This is a genomic window from Bacillus sp. B4EP4a, assembly GCF_006680105.1.
In the GTDB taxonomy this organism is placed as follows: Bacteria; Bacillota; Bacilli; order Bacillales; family DSM-1321; genus Peribacillus; species Peribacillus simplex_E.
This window is the reverse complement of the sequence record NZ_VHIK01000069.1, coordinates 1-15,641: the sequence shown is the minus strand read 5'-3', so window position 1 is coordinate 15,641 and position 15,641 is coordinate 1. Positions and strand designations below refer to the sequence as shown.

Genomic DNA, 15,641 nt, shown 5'->3' with positions numbered 1-15,641 from the left:
AAAATTTCAAATGCCCGAATGGATTACTTACATAAAGTTTCTACCGAAATCATCAAAAACCACGATGTTATTGGAATGGAAGACTTACAAGTGTCCAATATGATGAAAGATCACAAACTAGCTAAAGCGATTAGTGAAGTATCTTGGCACCAATTCAAACAAATGTTGGAATACAAGTCAAAATGGTATGGTAAACAAATCGTGACCGTATCTAAAACGTTTGCTTCTAGCCAATTGTGTTCTAGCTGCGGGTACCAAAATAAAGACGTTAAACATCTGAATCTTCGTGAATGGGATTGTCCTTCTTGTTCTACTCACCACGATCGAGATATTAACGCAGGACTCAATCTTATGAATGAAGCCATAAGGCTTCTAACCGTAGGAACGACGGGGATAGCCTAATTAAAAATTGGCTGATAGGCTAATGTTCTTAGGAACCCCCCACTTCAATCAGACTGTAAGGTCGATAAGTGATGGGTAGTTCAATGTGAAGATCCTTTCGGCATTATCATTGAACTCTACAGCCGAAGCACGGAATTGATGTATGGAAATAGAGATTGACAAGAACAGCCCCCAATTTGAGTATTGGGAGCTGGTCTTGTTTTTTATTACTTTTTAACTGTTACTTTTCTTGATTCGCTAACGTTTTTCGCTTTGTCCTTGGCATAGGTATAAAGGTTCTGCCCGGCTTTTTGCTTAGGGATTTTAACCGAGAATGTGCCTTTGGACGTTGCAGTGGCAGAGCCGATCACTTTTCTTGATGCTTTGATGGATACCGTGGAGTTGGCTTCTGCTTTGCCTGTTACTTTTGTCGTTTTTGTCGTTACTGTGTTGACCGTCGGTTTACTTGGTGCTGTTTTGTCTGCGACGGTTACGGTTTTGATCGAGCTAACATTTCCTGCTTTATCGGTTGCTGTTACGGATAGGACTTTTCCGGCTTTTTGTTTTTTTGACATCGTTACGGTGAAATTCCCTGCGCTGTTGGAATTTGCTTTACCTAGAACCGTACTGCCGTTTTTGACAGTGACGGAAGAGCCCGTTTCCGCTTTGCCGGTTACTTTGACGGTATTGTCACCTACCGTATTTACGGACGGTCTTGCAGGAGCCGTTTTATCTGCCACTTTGAATGAAACAGGGATACTTTTATTTCCCGATTTATCGATTAGCCTAGTATAGATGGTCGTTCCGGCTGTTTGTTTTGCAATAGTCGCCGTAAACGTTTTTTCGCCGTTGATTTTCACTGTGGCGAGTTGCTTTTTAGCGGTATAAATGGAGACGGTCCCCGTTTTAAAATCAGTCGGGATTTTCCCATTGATCTTGGTGTCCTTATCGGATATCGCGGTCACGGCCGGTTTGGTCAGTGTCTTCATCTCGAGTGCTTTTTTGGCATTGACCCGCCCGTTTCCATAGTATATGTCTTTCCCTTTTGCACCTAGGTCCACGGCTGAATCGTAGAGGCGGTATTCGACCTCCGTTTTGTTGAGTTTGGGCTCATTGGACCAAATCAATGCCGCTACACCTGCCACCATCGGCGTGGCCATCGATGTTCCGCTCATCCAGCCGTATCTACCATATGGCAAGGTTGAAAGGATATCATCTCCAGGGGCCGCGATATCGACTGTTGAATGGTAGTTGGAATAACTGGGACGCCTGTCCCTTGAGTCAGTGGCAGCAACGGATATGACGTGGCTGAATGCGGCTGGGTACACACGCTGTACATTTTTCCCCATATCCCCTTCATTCCCGGCAGCCGCGACAATCAGTACGCCTTTTTTATAGGCTTCCTGGACAGCCTTATTCAAGGCCTCCGAATAACTGGTGTCTCCTAAACTCATATTGATGATGTTTGCCTTTTGCTGAACGGCATAATGTATCGCTTCAATGATATCGGCAGTATCGGCATACTCACCATCAAAGACATTGATCGGCATTAGTTTAACATTCGGGGCAACACCCGTTCCGCCTATACCGTTGTTCGCAGAACCGGCAATGATGCCTGCGATATGCGTTCCATGCGCCCCTTTTGGTACGATATGCTTTCGATTGCGTATCGTATCATAGGCATTGACGATCTTCCCTTTTAAATCTTCGTGGTTGCGATCGATGCCGTCGTCAATGATGGCCACGATCAATTCCTTCGAGCCCATAGTTTTTGTCCACGCTGCACTCGTACCAAGCCTTTTATGATGCCATTGGTCTATGTAAGCTGGATCGTTCGGACTTTCCATCTTCTTAAAAAGATAGTTTGGTTCTGCATATTCCACATTCTTCTGTTCTTCAAGTTCCTCGATCACGTTGTCGGTCGTTTCCCCTTTAGGAACCTCCACCTTTTCTATCAACTCGTTGATCGGCTCATCGTTCGTCTCTTTATATTTGACGATGACACCATCAGATTGCGGGGTCTCTTCTGCAGATGCAGCATCTGGCTGGTAGATTGGCAGAATCATAAACAGTAATAATACCGGCAGTAAAGCCTGAATAAGTTTGTGCATACAATCACTCCAAAAATATGATTAAGAATAGCTATCGATGAGGTTATATCATGAACCAATTCTACTATTATTCCTAACTAGATTGTATACCGTCTGATTTGGATTTACTAACCTTTTTATCTAGTTAAAATAGCTTATTTAAAAAACAAAAAACCGCTATAAAGCGGTTTCAGTTTGTCGGCAAAATTAGGTTCTGCCTAAATTTTATATGAACGGAAGGTGCGAGACTCCTGCGGGAAAAGCGCGTCCAAGAGAGACCACGCAGACGTGAAGTGGCGAGAAGGCTCCCGGACCGCCCGCGGAAAGCGAGTGCCTGGAGTGGAAATCAACAATCCCTCAAAAAGACTGTAGGCAAAAGGAGTTCTATCTTACTATTAAAACAAAGTTGATTGGAGTGGAAGGTACGAGACTCCTGCGGGAAAAGCGAGTCCAGGGGAGACCCCGCAGACGCGAAGCGGCAAGGAGGCTCCCGGACCGCCCGCGGAAAGCGAGTGCCTGGAGTGGAAATCAACAATCCCTCAAAAAAACTGCAGGCAAACTCGCTTTTCCTCGAGTTTGCCTGCAGTCTGTAACCGCTATAAAGCGGTTTAATGTCCACCTAAATAGGCATTCTTGATTTCTTCGCTTGCGGTCAGTTCCTCTGATTTGCCTGATAGGACAATTCGGCCGGTTTCGACAACATAGGCTCTGTCCGCGATGGATAGTGCTAAGTTGGCATTTTGTTCGACCAGCAGGATCGTTGTACCTGTTTTGTTGATTTCTTCGATGATGTTAAAGATTTGCTTCACCAATAATGGCGCGAGTCCCATCGATGGCTCGTCCAATAACAGAAGCCGGGGCTTGGCCATGAGTGCCCTGCCCATTGCGAGCATTTGCTGTTCCCCGCCGGAAAGGGTTCCGGATTGCTGTTTCAGGCGCTCTAGCAAACGCGGGAATAATTCATAGACTTTCTCCATATCCTGCTTGATTCCTGCCTTATCTTTGCGTAAATAAGCACCAAGCTGAAGGTTTTCTTCAACCGTCATGTTAGCAAAGACACGCCGGCCTTCAGGGACATGGGATATGCCCATTTTCACGATGGATTGTACTGCCTTTCCGCCGATGGATTGCCCTTCGTAGATGATCTTCCCTTGTTTTGGTTTTAATAGGCCGGAAATGCTTTTCAGCATCGTGCTTTTCCCGGCTCCATTCGCCCCGATAAGGGTCACGATTTCGCCTTCGTTAATAGAAAGCGAGATTCCTTTCAAGGCTTGAATGTTTCCGTAATAGACGTTGATGTCCTCGATTTTTAACATTATGAAACCTCCTCGCCCAGATAGGCCTCGATGACTTTTGGATTGTTACGGATTTCCTCTGGCTTTCCTTGAGCGATCAGTTGTCCGTGATCGAGTACGTATATGCGTTCGCAAACACCCATGACGAGCGGCATATCATGTTCTATCAATAATACGGTCAAATCAAACTTCTTACGGATAAGGGCAATCAGGTTCATGAGTTCATGCGTTTCCTGGGGATTCATCCCCGCAGCCGGTTCATCCAGTAAAAGCAGTTTCGGGTTGGCTGCAAGTGCACGGGCGATTTCTAAACGTCTTTGTTTACCATATGGCAGGTTCTTCGCCTTTTCATCCTTATATTGATCAAGGTTGAAGATCTTCAGGAACTCAATCGCCTTTTCATCCATTTCTTTTTCGCCTTTAAAATGGATCGGCATGCGGAAGATTGAACTTAAAATGCCATGCTTCGAAAGCGAATGATAGGCCACTTTAACATTATCGATCACGGATAGTTCACTGAATAAGCGAATGTTCTGGAATGTCCGGCTGATCCCTTTTTGTGTGATTTTATATGGAGGCAGTTTTCTTAAGTTCTCACCTTCCAAAGAAATGGTGCCCTCTGTCGGGACGTAAACTCCTGTCAGCAAATTAAAGAAAGTTGTTTTTCCAGCGCCGTTCGGCCCGATCAAGCCAATTAATTCTCCTGGATATAACTCGACGTTAACATCAGAAACGGCTTTAAGCCCTCCGAACTGGATGCCGACTGAATCGACTTTAAGCAGCGGTGTTTTTATTTTTTTCATGGCTGCTTCCTCCTTTACGTTTGAACATGGATGTTATTTCTTTTGTCCCCATTAAACCTTGTGGACGATAGAGCATCATCACGATAAGCACAAGGCTGTAGATGATCATTCGAGTTTCCGGATAATCCTGCAGGAAAGTCGTGACTACCGTCAGTAATATCGCGGCCAATACGGCACCGGAAAGACTTCCAAGACCGCCAAGTACCACTAGGATCAAAATATCGAATGATTTCAAGAATCCGAAGTTCGATGGCTGGATGATATAGAAGTTATGAGCGTAAAGCCCTCCAGCAATACCGGCAAAAAAAGCACCGATTGCAAACGCGACAACTTTGTAATACGTCGTGTTGATTCCCATCGAATCGGCAGCCGTCTCGTCCTCGCGGATCGATATGCAGGCCCTGCCATGGGTCGAGCTAGTAAAGTTCCGGATGACGATGATCGTAACGAGGACGGAAGCGAATACCCACGGCCAAGTGGTCAAATGGGAAACCTGCATGCCGCTCGCCCCGCCGACATAATCGATATTCAAAAGCATGATCCGGACGATTTCCCCAAAACCGAGGGTCGCAATCGCCAGGTAGTCACCTTTTAAGCGTAAGCTTGGAATTCCGATGATCAATCCGGCCAACGCTGACGCCAAACCTCCGACTATCAATGCCGCATAAAATGGCATTTCCAGCTTCATCGTCATAACGGCCGAAGCATAGGCACCGACTGCCAGGAATCCGGCATGTCCGATGGAGAACTGCCCGGTTATCCCGATGATCAAGTGAAGGCTCGCTGCCAGAATGATATTGATCCCGATGAACATGAGCGTATTTTGATAAAAAGGATTTAGCGATCCGCCGCCGATTAACACTTGAACTACGGCGAAAAAGATCAATGATAGTGAAATCGAGAGCCAAAAACCTTTTGCTCGCTTAATTGTAGTCATTGCTTTGTCTCCCCTATACTTTTTCTTTTTTGTTTTTACCGAATAAGCCTTGTGGCATGAAAATCAAGATAAGAATCAGTACGACGAAGGCTACAGCATCACGCCATAATGAGTAACCGGCGGCACTGACCAAAGCTTCGATGACACCTAGCAATAGGCCACCGACCATAGCGCCAGGTATAATCCCGATCCCTCCAAGTACGGCGGCAACGAATGCCTTCAATCCCGGAAGCACACCCATGAGCGGCTCGATCTTAATATAGTAAATACCGAAAATGACACCTGCTGCCCCAGCCAATGCGGAACCGATTGCAAAGGTGGCAGAAATCGTATTATCGACATTTATTCCCATCAGCTTAGCTGCATCCGCGTCGAAGGAAACGGCACGCATCGCTTTTCCTATTTTTGATTTATGAACGATGATTTGAAGGATGATCATTAGAACTACGGCCACTCCAAAAATCAAAACCGATTGACTATTGATGGAAACTCCAAAAATATTGAACTTGTCTGTCGGCAATACATCATTCGGATAAGCTTCCGGCTGTGCACCGCGGACGTAGATGAATCCGTATTCGATCAAAAGGGAAACACCGATGGCAGTGATAAGTGCAGCAATACGTGTTGCGTTACGCAATGGCTTGTACGCGATACGCTCGATCAAAACCCCAAACAGCGCACAGACCGTCATCGAGATTAATAGGGCGGGAATGAATGACAGATCCAGAACCGTTATCGAGTAAAACCCAACGAATGAGCCGACCATGAATACATCGCCATGTGCGAAGTTTATCAATTTAACAATCCCGTAAACCATCGTATATCCGAGAGCGATAAGGGCATAAATACTTCCTAGTGAAATCCCGTTTATTAACTGTTGTATCAATTCCATGTTCGACTCTCCTTGAAAATCTAATTTTATGAGTGATTAGTCCAGACTCTTTTCATTCCGCAATGGGGAAGTTCAGCGACCTGGTATGCTTTGAAAATGAGAATTCGCCAGCACCTTCTTATTGACGAAGGGCCGGCGAAAAGGTTGGAGTTTTTCTCCGAAATTAAGGATTGATTTTTGTGTTGAATACTTGTTTTCCCTCTTTAAATTCAAGGATGGTAGCAGATTTGATTGGATTATGTTTTTCATCCAATGTGAATGTACCCGTTACAAGCTCAAGGTCCGCCGTTTTTTCCAGCGCTTCTTTGATTTTTTCTGAATCCGCTGAACCAGCACGTTTAATCGCGTCTGCAAGGAAGTATCCTGTGTCATATCCTAGAGCGTTAAATGCATCCGGGGATTTATCTTTGTACTTCGCTTTGAATGCTGACACAAAATTCTGAATTTTCTCATCAGGGTCACCTGAAGAATAATGGTTCGTGATGAATGTGTTATTTAGAGCTTTTGCACCGGCAATTTCAACTAGCTTAGGAGAATCCCAGCCGTCGCCGCCCATGAATGGAACGTCAAGTCCAGTTTCGCGTGCCTGCTTCACGATCAGACCAGCTTCCTCATAGTAACCAGGAAGGAAAATGAAATCAGGTTTTGCCGATTTCAAACGAGTCAATGTGGAACGGAAATCAGTATCCTTCGCAATGTAAGCTTCCTCAGCAACGATCTTTCCGCCATTTTTTTCGAATTGTTCTTTAAAGGCTGCGGCTAACCCTTTTGAATAATCACTTGCGCTGTCAATATAGATGGCTGCACTTTTCGCTTTGATTTCTTTAGTGGCGAAATTCGCAGCTACTGTCCCTTGGAACGGATCGATGAAGCTTGTCCGGAAAATGTAATCGTTCAATTTATCCTTGCTGAAAGTGATTTCAGGGCTTGTACCAGATGGTGAGATGACCGGCACTTTATTATCTTGGGCAATCTGCACTTGTGCAATTGAGTTCGTGCTTGTCGCTGCACCAACGATCGCTGCAACCTGATCTTGTGATGTCAGCTTGATCGCTCCGCTTGTCGCTTCAGATGCTTCAGATTTATTATCGACTTTTATAAGTTTGATTTTTTTACCGTCAATGCCTTCTTTATTGATTTCTGCAGTCGCAAGCTCCAGGCCTTCTGCAATCGATTGTCCATATGAAGCTACGCCGCCAGATAATTCAAGGTTGACACCGATCTTGATCGTATCTCCATCCCCGCTTGATTTTTCTGATGAACCAGAGCCGGAACAACCAGCCAGCACTCCTGCAGCAAGTGTTAGAGAAAGGAATGCACCTGCTAACTTTTTCTTTTTCATAAATAATCCCCCCATTTTGTAATCAAGCTCTGATGCATGAATATTTATTCAAGATGCCTCAGAAAAAATTGATTAGATGAAATATTTCAAATTAAATTAATATTTCGAAAAATAGTTTACCGCATAATTTTCATTCCGTCTATACAATAATTGTGAGAAGATTTCGCTAAATAGGATATTTTTCACAGAGAGTGCTATATCATTTTTATCTTTATATATTTTAAATATTGTGAAAATAGGCGATATAATCAGAAAAAACTGATAATTTAATTATATTGATATTGTAAAATCTTTATTAATTGCTCAAAAAATTTTATTCATTCTCTTATTTTTTTCATCCTATTACTTACATTTTTTCCAAAATACAAGTATATTGATAGGGAATTAAACCCATTTTTTTCATTGTTTTTTAGTCTTAATTCCTATATCAAAATTGAATAATACTATACTGGATGTATAAAATCGTGCATGAATATCCCCTGCTTTTATCTCCCTGTATATTATGCATATCCCGATCATCAATCAAAAAAACCGCCAAATGGCGGTTCTTGACTGTAGACAAACCTGATAATATTTGATTTAACGTTGATTGGAACGTAGGGCACTCGCTTTCCGCGGGCGGTCCCGCCCTCAGCAGACTTTGCTCCTGCGGTGTCTCCCTTGGACGCGCTTTTCCCGCAGGAGTCTCGCACACCCATTCCAAACAACTCCTTTTGACTACAAACTCAAACTGCCAAACGGCGGTTCAATGGCCTCCTAAATAGGCCATTTTTATTTCTTCACTTGAAGTGAGTTCATCGGCATTGCCCGAGAGGACGATTCGGCCCGTTTCAACGACATAAGCCCGATCTGCAATGGATAAAGCAAGGTTGGCGTTTTGCTCGACCAAAAGGATCGTTGTGCCGGACTCACTGATTTCCTGGATGATGTTGAATATTTGCTTCACCAGAAGCGGTGCAAGGCCCATCGAAGGTTCATCGAGCAATAATAAACGTGGTTTCGCCATCAAAGCCCGCCCCATTGCAAGCATCTGCTGTTCACCGCCTGAAAGCGTGCCAGCCTGCTGTTTAATTCTCTCCAGCAGTCTCGGAAATAACTCATAGACCTTTTTCATGTCTTTATTAATGTTCTCTTTGTCTTTCCGCAAATAGGCCCCAAGCTCCAGGTTTTCGGCAACCGTCATGTTAGCAAAGACACGGCGGCCTTCAGGTACATGGGATATGCCCATTTTCACGATGGACTGTGCAGCTTTTCCCCCGATCGGATCGCCTTCGAACAGAACTTTTCCTTGCTTTGGTTTTAACAGACCGGAAATCGTTTTAAGCAAAGTGCTTTTTCCCGCTCCGTTCGCCCCGATCAAAGTCACGATTTCCCCCTCGTTTATCTCCATGGAAACCCCTTTTAACGCTTGGATATTGCCATAATAAACATTGATGTCCTCTATTTTCAGCATCAGGAAACCTCCTCCCCTAAATATGCCTCGATAACCTTTGGATCGTTGCGGATTTCTTCCGGCTTTCCGTGAGCGATAAGCTGTCCATGATCAAGGACATAAATCCGTTCGCATACCCCCATGACCAATGACATATCATGTTCGATGAGCAAAACGGTAAGATTGAATTCCCTCCGGATAAAAGCAATGAGGTTCATCAATTCTTTCGTTTCATGCGGGTTCATCCCGGCTGCAGGTTCATCCAGTAAAAGAAGTTTCGGATTGGCGGCAAGAGCACGGGCAATTTCCAGCCGCCTTTGCTGTCCGTATGGAAGATTCTTCGCTTTTTCATCCTTAAAATGATCAAGGTTGAATATCCTCAAGAATTCCAGCGCCTTTTCATTCATTTCCTTTTCTCCGGAAAAATGTCCCGGCACCCGGAATATGGAGCTTGCAATTCCATGCTTGGAAAGCGAGTGGTAAGCAACCTTCACGTTATCGATCACGGATAACTCACTGAAGAGGCGAATATTTTGAAAGGTCCTCGAAATCCCTTTTCGGGTAATTTTATATGGCGGCTGCTTATTTAGATTTTCCCCGTTCAAGGCAATCGTTCCTTCTGTAGGGACATACACACCCGTCAATAAATTGAAGAAGGTCGTTTTCCCAGCTCCATTCGGCCCGATCAAGCCTACTAGTTCCCCTGGAAATAATTCGACGTTCACATCGGACACCGCTTTCAATCCGCCAAAACGGATACCCACCGAATCTACTTTAAGCAACGGTATTGTGGCTTCCATCCTTTTTGCCCCCTTTCGTTTTTTTATGTTTGAACAATGATGTGATTTCTCTTGTTCCCATTAAACCCTGCGGGCGGAAAATCATCATCAGGATCAGGACAAGACTGTAGATGATCATCCTCGTTTCCGGATAATCCTGAAGGAATGTCGTCACGATCGTCAGTAGAATTGCGGCCAAAACCGAGCCTGAAAGACTTCCAAGACCGCCAAGTACGACGAAAATCAGTATATCGAAGGATTTCAGGAAACCGAAATTCGATGGCTGGATAATATAAAAATTATGGGCATAAAGCGATCCGGCAATTCCGGCAAAAAAAGCTCCGATGACGAAAGCCGCCACTTTATAATAGGTCGTATTGATTCCCATCGCATCAGCTGCCGTTTCATCTTCCCTTACGGATATGCATGCACGCCCGTGAGTCGAATTGGTGAAATTCCTGATGACTAAGACGGTGATCATGACACAGGCAAAAACCCATGGCCAAGTGGTCAGGTGGGATACCTGCATCCCGCTTGCCCCGCCTACATAGTCAATATTCAAAAGGACGATCCGGACAATCTCCCCGAATCCAAGGGTAGCTATCGCCAAGTAATCCCCCTTCAGACGCAAGCTCGGTATTCCGATCACCATACCCGCAACAGCGGCGATGACGCCCCCAGCCAATATAGCTATGATGAAAGGAAGTTCCAGCTTCATTGTCATGACTGCGGAAGCATAGGCCCCAACCGCTAAAAAACCTGCATGTCCGATCGAGAACTGCCCGGTTATTCCAATGATTAAATGAAGGCTCGTCGCCAGCATGATATTGATGCCGATGAACATGAGCGTGTTGATATAAAATGGATTAAGGATACCGTTTGAAATGGTGTACTGCATGATTCCGAAAAAAATAAGTGCGAGCACGATCGAGAGCCAAAAACCCTTTGAATTCTTTAAAGTAGTCATCGCCATGTCTCCCCTATACTTTTTCTCTTTTATTTTTACCGAACAGTCCCTGCGGCAAGAAAATCAAAATCAAGATAAGTACGACGAAAGCCACACCATCGCGCCATAATGAGTAACCGGCTGCACTGACCAAAGCTTCGATCACTCCAAGCAGCAGACCGCCGACCATCGCGCCCGGAATGATGCCGATGCCGCCCAAGACGGCTGCAACAAATGCTTTAAGGCCAGGAAGGACACCCATCAACGGTTCGATTTTAATATAGTAGATTCCAAAAATGACACCAGCCGCCCCTGCAAGGGCCGAACCTATGGCGAACGTAGCTGAAATCGTATTATTCACATTGATTCCCATCAGCTTTGCAGCTTCGGAATCGAATGAAACGGCACGCATCGCTTTGCCGATTTTGGTTTTATGGACAACAAATTGTAGGATGATCATTAATATGATGGAAACAGATAAGATCAATATCGATTGACTGCTGATGGAAACTCCCAATATATCGAGTTTATCCATCGGAAGGACATTATTTGGATAGGCTTCCGGCTGGGCGCCCCGGATGTAAATCAGCCCATTTTCTATCAGAAGGGAAACACCGATGGCCGTTATCAAGGCTGCAATCCGTGTTGCATTACGAAGGGGTTTATAAGCAATGCGTTCGATTAAAACGCCAAAGATGGCACATGTGACCATCGAAATCAATAAAGCCGGGATGAAGGATAAGTCCATTACGGTAATGGCGTAAAACCCTACAAATGAACCGACCATGAATACGTCGCCATGGGCGAAGTTGATGAGCTTGACGATTCCATATACCATCGTATAACCAAGCGCGATCAAAGCATAAATGCTTCCGAGTGAAATGCCATTTACCAATTGCTGAATCAGTTCCATATTGCACTCTCCCCGTTAAGGTGTTTTTTAAGTGAATATAGAATAGGGGGAACTTGCCCCCTATCCACATAAGGTATTATGGATTGATTTTTGTCTTGAACGTTTGTTTGCCATCTACATATTCCAAGATGGTCGCCGATTTGATCGGATCATGATTTTCATCAAGGTTCAGTGTTCCGGAAACTAATTGAAGATCTTTAACATCTTCCAATGCTTGTCTGATTTTTTCGGGAGAAGCATCTCCAGATCTCTTGATGGCATCGGCCAGGTAGTACCCAGTGTCATAGCCAAGTGCGGCAAAGGCATCCGGTGTTTTATCGTATTCCTTTTCGAAGGCTGCAACGAAATCCTGGATTTTAGCATCTTCATCTTCCGGGGAATAGTGATTCGTGATATAAGTATTTTTTAAAGCTTCCGCTCCGGCAATTTCAACGACCTTCGGGGAATCCCAGCCGTCCCCGCCCATGAATGGAAGGTCTATGCCGTCTTCACGTGCCTGTTTTAAGATCAATCCGACTTCTTCATAATAACCAGGAAGGAAAACGAACTCCGGTTTTGCGGATTTGATACGTGTCAATGTAGAGCGGAAATCAGTATCTTTCGTTACATAAGCTTCTTCCGCCACGATTTTACCGCCTTTTGCAGTGAACGCTTCTTTAAAAGCTGCGGCCAGTCCTTTAGAATAATCACTTGCGCTATCCACATAGATCGCAGCCGTCTTTGCCCCTATTTCGTCAGATGCGAAATTGGCTGCCACCGTACCTTGGAATGGATCGATAAAGCAAGTTCTGAACACATAATCATTTAATTTTCCAGCTTTGTTGGTAATGTCGGGATTTGTTGCAGTTGGTGTGAGTAGAGGAACTTTATTATCCTGTGCGACTTGAACCTGTGCCAATGTATTCGTGCTTGTCGCAGATCCGACTACAGCCACAACCTTGTCCTGGCTGACTAACTTGATCGAACCGCTTGTAGCTTCTGCTGCATCTGATTTATTATCAACCTTAACGATTTCCAGTTTTTTACCGTTGATGCCCTTTTTATTAATCTCATCGATGGCCAGTTTCAAACCATCTGCAGCCGATTGGCCGAATGATGCCGTACCTCCCGACAATTCAAGGTTGGCCCCAATTTTAATTGTGTCACCCGATTTTGATGAACCCCCGCCTGAACTGCTAGTTTTCGAGTCGCCGCTACAACCTGCCAGCGCCCCTGCAACTAATGAAAGTGATAGAAACACTCCTGCTAGCTTTTTCTTCTTCATTTGAAACCCCCTTGTTTTGTGTGTTCTTTTAAACAAATAGAATATCTGAATAAAAATAATATTCTGAAAATAGTGTATCTCATTCTTTCGACCCCGTCTATATGATATGGATAAAAAAGTTATTAAAAGGGAATATCTACTATTCGACACAAAAAAACTGACCCTTTATAGAGTCAGTTGATTTTTATCAATCGTTTACACGGCGAACTTCAATGTCTTTCAATATATCATTGATCACCCAGCTTGCTGCAATTAAACCCGCAACGGATGGAACGAAAGCATTCGAAGACGGAGGCATTTGGGCTTTACGGATTTTTGCCTCATCATTGCCGACTTCTTTTCGGACATCCTCACGAATGACAATAGGGCTCTCGTCGGAGAAAACAACGGGAATTCCCTTTGTTATGCCCTCTTTACGCAATCTAGTACGAATGACCTTGGCAAGCGGATCGGTATGCGTTTTGGAGATATCGGCAATTTGAAAACGCGTCGGGTCCATCTTATTAGCGGCCCCCATGCTTGAAATCACCTTGATATTCCGTTTCAGGCATTCCTTCATCACATGGATCTTATAAATGACCGTATCCGATGCATCAATGACATAGTCCAGGCCATAACTGAAGAATTCTTCAAACGTCTCTTCTGTATAGAACATTTTAAGAGCGATCACTTCGCAGTCGGGATTGATGTCTTGAATGCGATTTTTCATCAATTCCGCTTTCGGTTGACCGACTGTTGATAATAGAGCATGGATCTGCCTGTTTACATTTGTGATGTCGACATCGTCTTTATCCACAAGAATAATACGGCCTACCCCGGAACGTGCCAATGCTTCGGCTGAAAATGAACCAACGCCTCCTACCCCCAGGACAGCAACGGTCGTGTTTTTCAGAATATCGATTCCTTCCTTGCCAATTGCCAATTCATTTCGTGAAAACTGATGCAGCATATATATTCAACTCCAATAAATTCTGTTCTTATTTAGCTTTCCAATTAACAATATATCATAAACATCATTAATGACAAGCGAAATATGAGCAGTCTAATCGGAATTGGTGCACTAGGTCATTTTTGATAATTTTTGAATGACGGTTGCCAATAGAAGGGTTCTTTCCGTCAGGCTTGGAATTTCCATATACTCCTCTTCACTATGTGCATTGCCTCCAATTGGCCCGAGTCCATCCACTGTCGCGATTCCCAAATCAGAAGTGATGGAAGCATCCGAACCTCCACCCGTGGCCGTATCCGTGATTTCGATGCCAATTTCCTTCCCAGCCTGACGGATTGTCTCTAAAAGCAAGTTCGTTTTCTCATTTTTTTCCATGGGGGACCGGTCCATTTTCCCGCTTAATGTCGTTATCGTTCCTGAAATATAGGTTTCAGCACAGATTTTTTTCAGTTGCTTGAGGATGATGCCTTCCTGCCTTTTTTCCGAAATCCGCACATCCACAAAAGCAGCTGCATGGGAAGCGATCATATTGACAGCGGAACCTCCTTCAATCATGCCGACATTGACGCTGATTCCTTTCTGTTGATCATTCAATTGGTGTAAGGCGATGATCTTATGGGCCAATTCTTCAATTGCACTTCGTCCCTTTTCCGGTTCGATTCCTGAATGGGCGGCCACCCCGACGATATCCACTTTAAACTGACCGCAGCCCCTTCTTGCCGTGACAAGCGAACCGTCCGTCCTAGCCGGTTCAAGAATTAACGCGAACTTCTTATTGGCCGCTTTTTCCGATATGAGTGAAGCGGACGACGGAGATCCGATCTCCTCATCACTATTAAGAATGATTTGGATATGCTTATAGCCTGTCTGCCCCGTCTGTTTCAAGCAAAGGATCGCATAAAAAAGCTCAACCAAACTGGACTTCATATCCGCTACACCAGGACCGTATGCCCGACTTCCTTTCACTTTAAAAGGACGTTTTTGCGCTGTGCCTTCCGAAAAAACCGTATCCATATGGGCGACGAGCAGAATATGCGGTTGTTGCGCATCACGATGCTGGATGACCAGCTGATTGCCATAATTCTGTTGCTCAACGGTATTCACAATAAAATCCAGACTTTCAAATTTCGTTTTTAAAATCGAACCAATTTCATCAATACCCTTTTTCGTATGAGAACCACTATCTATATTCACTAGCCGCTCCACTAATTGAAGCATTTCCATCCTCTTTGCATACAATAAATCTTTCAAAGCCCTCACTACTTTCTATCCTTGGCTGACTATTGCTCAACCTTACTATAATTTACGAATCTATATTGCGGAATGTTACTTAAATGGGAATATTTGAAGTTTATTAATGTTTTTTTGGGTTTTTTCGTTAGTTTGGGGTATTTACTCGTGAGTTTGGCTTGATTACTCGTAGATTTGGGCCATTTACTCGTGAGTTTACGCAGTTTACTCGTGAATTTGCGTTTTACTCGTGAGTTCGCGACATTTACTCGTGAATTTGCACTATTTACTCGTGAGTTTACGCAGTTTACTCGTGAGTTTGCGTCATTTACTCGTGAATTTACGTAGTTTACTCGTGAATTTGCGCTTTACTCGTGAGTTCGCGACA

At 44.3% G+C, this 15,641-nt stretch carries 16 protein-coding genes; 2 read left to right on the top strand and 14 right to left on the bottom strand.

The genetic code is table 11. From position 1 onward, the window contains the following. On the top strand, positions 1 to 402 hold a 402-nt coding region (locus tag FNK51_RS25385; protein WP_141995119.1), incomplete at its 5' end, for an RNA-guided endonuclease TnpB family protein. A gap of 206 nt (positions 403 to 608) precedes the next feature. Here FNK51_RS25385 and FNK51_RS25375 read toward each other — a convergent pair. From FNK51_RS25375 to FNK51_RS25305, 14 genes are all read right to left on the bottom strand, one after another. Further along, positions 609 to 2,492 (bottom strand): S8 family serine peptidase, encoded by a 1,884-nt coding sequence (locus FNK51_RS25375; RefSeq protein WP_141995118.1) that lies wholly within the window; start codon positions 2,490 to 2,492, stop codon positions 609 to 611. Positions 2,493 to 3,079: 587 nt separating this feature from the next. Continuing rightward, positions 3,080 to 3,787: an ABC transporter ATP-binding protein gene (locus tag FNK51_RS25365; RefSeq protein ID WP_098369676.1), complete on the bottom strand. Its 708-nt coding sequence runs from the start codon at positions 3,785 to 3,787 to the stop codon at positions 3,080 to 3,082. Continuing rightward, complete coding sequence (locus FNK51_RS25360) at positions 3,787 to 4,569, bottom strand: ABC transporter ATP-binding protein (protein WP_098369675.1); 783 nt, start codon at positions 4,567 to 4,569, stop codon at positions 3,787 to 3,789. The genes FNK51_RS25365 and FNK51_RS25360 overlap by 1 nt, the downstream gene beginning before the upstream one ends. Continuing rightward, complete coding sequence (locus FNK51_RS25355; RefSeq protein WP_141995116.1) at positions 4,541 to 5,506, bottom strand: branched-chain amino acid ABC transporter permease; 966 nt, start codon at positions 5,504 to 5,506, stop codon at positions 4,541 to 4,543. The genes FNK51_RS25360 and FNK51_RS25355 overlap by 29 nt, the downstream gene beginning before the upstream one ends. A 13-nt stretch (positions 5,507 to 5,519) precedes the next feature. Then, the gene (locus FNK51_RS25350) at positions 5,520 to 6,398 is read right to left on the bottom strand and encodes a branched-chain amino acid ABC transporter permease (protein WP_141995115.1); all 879 of its coding nucleotides are present in this window, start codon (positions 6,396 to 6,398) and stop codon (positions 5,520 to 5,522) included. A 163-nt stretch (positions 6,399 to 6,561) separates the two neighbouring features. Further along, positions 6,562 to 7,740, bottom strand: a complete 1,179-nt coding sequence (locus tag FNK51_RS25345) for an ABC transporter substrate-binding protein (protein ID WP_076365040.1) — start codon at positions 7,738 to 7,740, stop codon at positions 6,562 to 6,564. 518 nt (positions 7,741 to 8,258) lie between these two features. Continuing rightward, positions 8,259 to 8,438 (bottom strand): hypothetical protein, encoded by a 180-nt coding sequence (locus FNK51_RS25340; RefSeq protein ID WP_141995114.1) that lies wholly within the window; start codon positions 8,436 to 8,438, stop codon positions 8,259 to 8,261. Between the two features lie 47 nt (positions 8,439 to 8,485). Next, a complete protein-coding gene (locus tag FNK51_RS25335) occupies positions 8,486 to 9,193 on the bottom strand; it encodes an ABC transporter ATP-binding protein (RefSeq protein WP_098369671.1) in 708 nt (235 codons plus the stop codon). Then, on the bottom strand, positions 9,193 to 9,972 hold the full coding sequence (locus FNK51_RS25330) for an ABC transporter ATP-binding protein (protein WP_098369670.1): 780 nt from the start codon (positions 9,970 to 9,972) through the stop codon (positions 9,193 to 9,195). The genes FNK51_RS25335 and FNK51_RS25330 overlap by 1 nt, the downstream gene beginning before the upstream one ends. Beyond that, the gene (locus FNK51_RS25325; protein WP_098369669.1) at positions 9,947 to 10,918 is read right to left on the bottom strand and encodes a branched-chain amino acid ABC transporter permease; all 972 of its coding nucleotides are present in this window, start codon (positions 10,916 to 10,918) and stop codon (positions 9,947 to 9,949) included. Before FNK51_RS25325 ends, FNK51_RS25330 begins: the two co-directional genes overlap by 26 nt. A gap of 13 nt (positions 10,919 to 10,931) precedes the next feature. After that, the gene (locus tag FNK51_RS25320) at positions 10,932 to 11,810 is read right to left on the bottom strand and encodes a branched-chain amino acid ABC transporter permease (RefSeq protein ID WP_098369668.1); all 879 of its coding nucleotides are present in this window, start codon (positions 11,808 to 11,810) and stop codon (positions 10,932 to 10,934) included. A gap of 76 nt (positions 11,811 to 11,886) precedes the next feature. Further along, on the bottom strand, positions 11,887 to 13,074 hold the full coding sequence (locus FNK51_RS25315; protein WP_098369667.1) for an ABC transporter substrate-binding protein: 1,188 nt from the start codon (positions 13,072 to 13,074) through the stop codon (positions 11,887 to 11,889). Between the two features lie 187 nt (positions 13,075 to 13,261). After that, positions 13,262 to 14,023: a tRNA threonylcarbamoyladenosine dehydratase gene (locus FNK51_RS25310; RefSeq protein ID WP_034308767.1), complete on the bottom strand. Its 762-nt coding sequence runs from the start codon at positions 14,021 to 14,023 to the stop codon at positions 13,262 to 13,264. Between the two features lie 111 nt (positions 14,024 to 14,134). Next, positions 14,135 to 15,241, bottom strand: a complete 1,107-nt coding sequence (locus tag FNK51_RS25305) for a M20 family metallopeptidase (RefSeq protein WP_141995120.1) — start codon at positions 15,239 to 15,241, stop codon at positions 14,135 to 14,137. 222 nt (positions 15,242 to 15,463) lie between these two features. Here FNK51_RS25305 and FNK51_RS26820 point away from each other — a divergent pair, with 222 nt between their 5' ends. Beyond that, entirely contained in the window at positions 15,464 to 15,601 is a 138-nt protein-coding gene (locus FNK51_RS26820; protein WP_181762346.1) for a hypothetical protein, read from the top strand. The last annotated feature ends 40 nt before the right edge of the window (positions 15,602 to 15,641 follow it).

Coding starts and splice junctions, on each gene's coding strand:
- FNK51_RS25375 (WP_141995118.1), bottom strand. CDS start 2,492: ATGCACAAACTTATTCAGGCTTTACTGCCGGTATTATTACTGTTTATG.
- FNK51_RS25365 (WP_098369676.1), bottom strand. CDS start 3,787: ATGTTAAAAATCGAGGACATCAACGTCTATTACGGAAACATTCAAGCC.
- FNK51_RS25360 (WP_098369675.1), bottom strand. CDS start 4,569: ATGAAAAAAATAAAAACACCGCTGCTTAAAGTCGATTCAGTCGGCATC.
- FNK51_RS25355 (WP_141995116.1), bottom strand. CDS start 5,506: ATGACTACAATTAAGCGAGCAAAAGGTTTTTGGCTCTCGATTTCACTA.
- FNK51_RS25350 (WP_141995115.1), bottom strand. CDS start 6,398: ATGGAATTGATACAACAGTTAATAAACGGGATTTCACTAGGAAGTATT.
- FNK51_RS25345 (WP_076365040.1), bottom strand. CDS start 7,740: ATGAAAAAGAAAAAGTTAGCAGGTGCATTCCTTTCTCTAACACTTGCT.
- FNK51_RS25340 (WP_141995114.1), bottom strand. CDS start 8,438: ATGGGTGTGCGAGACTCCTGCGGGAAAAGCGCGTCCAAGGGAGACACC.
- FNK51_RS25335 (WP_098369671.1), bottom strand. CDS start 9,193: ATGCTGAAAATAGAGGACATCAATGTTTATTATGGCAATATCCAAGCG.
- FNK51_RS25330 (WP_098369670.1), bottom strand. CDS start 9,972: ATGGAAGCCACAATACCGTTGCTTAAAGTAGATTCGGTGGGTATCCGT.
- FNK51_RS25325 (WP_098369669.1), bottom strand. CDS start 10,918: ATGACTACTTTAAAGAATTCAAAGGGTTTTTGGCTCTCGATCGTGCTC.
- FNK51_RS25320 (WP_098369668.1), bottom strand. CDS start 11,810: ATGGAACTGATTCAGCAATTGGTAAATGGCATTTCACTCGGAAGCATT.
- FNK51_RS25315 (WP_098369667.1), bottom strand. CDS start 13,074: ATGAAGAAGAAAAAGCTAGCAGGAGTGTTTCTATCACTTTCATTAGTT.
- FNK51_RS25310 (WP_034308767.1), bottom strand. CDS start 14,023: ATGCTGCATCAGTTTTCACGAAATGAATTGGCAATTGGCAAGGAAGGA.
- FNK51_RS25305 (WP_141995120.1), bottom strand. CDS start 15,241: ATGCTTCAATTAGTGGAGCGGCTAGTGAATATAGATAGTGGTTCTCAT.